The organism is uncultured Gimesia sp. (genome assembly GCF_937919775.1).
Lineage (GTDB): Bacteria > Planctomycetota > Planctomycetia > Planctomycetales > Planctomycetaceae > Gimesia.
Genome location: NZ_CALFPF010000342.1, coordinates 1 through 2,379, shown reverse-complemented (window position 1 = coordinate 2,379; position 2,379 = coordinate 1). Strand labels below are relative to the sequence as shown.

Here is a 2,379-nt window from a genome sequence, read left to right as displayed (position 1 = left end):
GGGGTCTGTTAGTCTGTTCATGATTATTTGCCCCTGAAAAGACAAAGTTGAAGCAAAAATTCTTAAAAAGTCACCTTAATCAGACTGTAATCCCGTCATTTGGGTATCGGCATATCAATCATAATCAGTACAGCTATTTCCTTGGAGGGATTTACTTTGTCCCTAAATTGGATAATTGCCACTTTTTTTACCGCAGAGAAATGAGCACACACTATTAATTAGAATGGTTTCTGTCCACCGGAGTTACCCCAGCCGAAAACGCAAATCGGCTGGGTGAACTTAAAAGGTCACTGGTTAACAACAAATAGAAAAAACTTTATAGTATTTGGAATCTGGAACAATGGTAGACGCCTTGAAAAACCCACCGGTTCGATCGTCATTTTGTGATGACGAAGATTTTCTCGAGTTGATTGAGATGTTCGTCGACGGAATTGAAGAGAAAAAAACGATTCTGAGACAGGCTTCCGCTTCTGAACATGTTGAGGAGCTCAAAGTGTTAGCCCACCAGTTAAAAGGTGCCAGTGCCGGTTACGGGTTTGAAGAACTTTCGCAGATCGCGGCCGAATTAGAGATCGCCTGTAAAGCGGAAGATCATTCAGAGATTGAACAACACAAGGAAATCATGTTAAACCATCTGGACCGGATTGTTGTTTGATGGAATTAACCTGAGATCTTCCTGCCAGAGTTCCCGTTCAAACAGGCGGCTTGTCCTGATTTCCCAGCCGATCGACCGATCGGGAGAGGGCTGCCATTCTGGTGATGAGTGCGATGGCTTTTTGTCGCCCTGGTTGCCCCATTCCTGCTCGATCGAACAAGACCGATGTCTTTCGATGGCTTTTAAAAGCGGGCTGCACTTCGTCTACTTCCGTACAAATGGATTTCCATTCCGATTTGAGAGGGTCCGGCAGCAATTGGGGGACGCGATCTGCTAACTCCAGTATTTTTTCAGAGAAGTCGAGCAGCATGTGTCTGGCATCGTAATCTGCTGCCTGGAATTGCCTTACGATATTTGACAAGGCTAACTGAAACTCTTCGATCTTCATGTGGCACCGGCTTTTGAATCAAAATCTCATTTGTGATAGAGATGCAGGATTTTTGCTGAGTTTACTCTCTCAACAGGTTAAGATCAGGTCATAGACGGTTGAATTTTCAGGGTTCTTATTGACCTGAACTGTCAATTCTTAGTAAATATGAGTTACTGATACTAAATCTTGTCATTCTATTTGAGCCTGCAGGCTGAATTCAATTGATCAGTCTGGCGGTGATTTTCATCTTGAATAGAAACCAATCATAACAAAAGTTGATTTCACGGGGAGTCTTTCATGTCCAGGTTAAACCAGGCCGTTATTGGTTTGCTTCTGATTGCTGCGGGTTATGTTCTGGGGGCTTCTCAGAGTTTTCAGAGCCCCACATTACACGCGCAGCAAAATTCAGGGACTCCCACCGAGGAGACCGAAGACAAAATTAAGCGTGGTGTGAAACAGTTGATCGAGGCGCAATCGTCACTGGAACAGGAGAATTTCATGCGGCCGGCTACCAAAGGGCTGAATGCATTTGCTGTTTCCTGTGGCGGAGTCAATGCGCTGGATGATCTCGAAGCCGGTAATGGCGTTGATCCGGAAACCTTTGCGGGTTTGTACGCAGGTCTGGCCAAGCCGGATGTGGCTGCTCAACTGGGCCGCGATGATCAGGGAAGAATCACGTACAAGAACAAAATCGTGCGTATGTATCCTGTCTCCCGGTTGAAAAAGCTGTTTGCCACCCGTCTGAAATATTCGGGCGAAAATCAGGATGACGCTGCCAGTTTTTAAAAGAGCCTGACGGTTCATTTCACCGTTGTTTGCGAAGCAGACTCTGCCAGGCGGTGAACTGGCTGGATGGGGAGCTTGAAGTCGCACTGGGCTGCCAGCCAGGTCTGTTGCTCTGTTTTTACGAGGGCTTTGAAATTCAAACAGGCTGCTCCTGCCTGTTTTTGAAGCGTTTTGCGGGGAATACGAACCAGATATTCGGTCACTTGGATTTCGTTGACCTGTTGTGTGCCGCTACAAGACAGTTCCAGCGTTCCCGCCTGTGGTGTCAGCGATGAACTCAGCTCGCTGGTTTGAAATTGCCGCGGTTGCCGCTCTGCACGCGCGAGATACGCGCCGCCATATTCCAGACTGATTGTTTCCACCATTGAATCAGCAGGATGCATGCAACTCAGACGGATTTCAATCGATTCTGAATTCTGAGTTTCTCTGGTATCTGAGGCGGTTTCGATGGCGGACAAACACAGCCGGTCTTTGTTTTGCGGAATTTTCAAAAGCGTTAATTGCATCTTCTGGAAGCCGTTGACCTTGATCGTGACGTGGCGGGTTTGCGGGTCATCTGTTTTGAGAC

General features: G+C 46.9%; 4 protein-coding genes. 2 read left to right on the top strand and 2 right to left on the bottom strand.

The genetic code is table 11. The annotated features are described in order from the left end of the window. Positions 1-340: 340 nt before the first annotated feature. On the top strand, positions 341-655 hold the full coding sequence (locus tag Q0294_RS09495) for an Hpt domain-containing protein (RefSeq protein WP_299463909.1): 315 nt from the start codon (positions 341-343) through the stop codon (positions 653-655). Between the two features lie 37 nt (positions 656-692). Here the strand turns inward: Q0294_RS09495 and Q0294_RS09490 are convergent, their stop codons facing one another. Continuing rightward, positions 693-1,043, bottom strand: coding sequence for a hypothetical protein (locus Q0294_RS09490; protein WP_299463906.1), 351 nt, complete (start codon positions 1,041-1,043; stop codon positions 693-695). A 279-nt stretch (positions 1,044-1,322) separates the two neighbouring features. Between Q0294_RS09490 and Q0294_RS09485 the strand changes: the two genes are divergently transcribed. After that, positions 1,323-1,811 carry a hypothetical protein gene (locus Q0294_RS09485; RefSeq protein ID WP_299463904.1) on the top strand — a complete coding sequence of 163 codons (489 nt, stop codon included), beginning with the start codon at positions 1,323-1,325 and terminating at the stop codon, positions 1,809-1,811. A gap of 14 nt (positions 1,812-1,825) precedes the next feature. Here the strand turns inward: Q0294_RS09485 and Q0294_RS09480 are convergent. Further along, on the bottom strand, positions 1,826-2,379 hold a 554-nt coding region (locus Q0294_RS09480), incomplete at its 5' end, for a hypothetical protein (protein WP_299463900.1).

Excerpts from the sequence above, each read along its gene's own strand:
- Q0294_RS09495 (WP_299463909.1), top strand. The coding sequence starts at position 341 with ATGGTAGACGCCTTGAAAAACCCACCGGTTCGATCGTCATTTTGTGAT.
- Q0294_RS09490 (WP_299463906.1), bottom strand. The coding sequence starts at position 1,043 with ATGAAGATCGAAGAGTTTCAGTTAGCCTTGTCAAATATCGTAAGGCAA.
- Q0294_RS09485 (WP_299463904.1), top strand. The coding sequence starts at position 1,323 with ATGTCCAGGTTAAACCAGGCCGTTATTGGTTTGCTTCTGATTGCTGCG.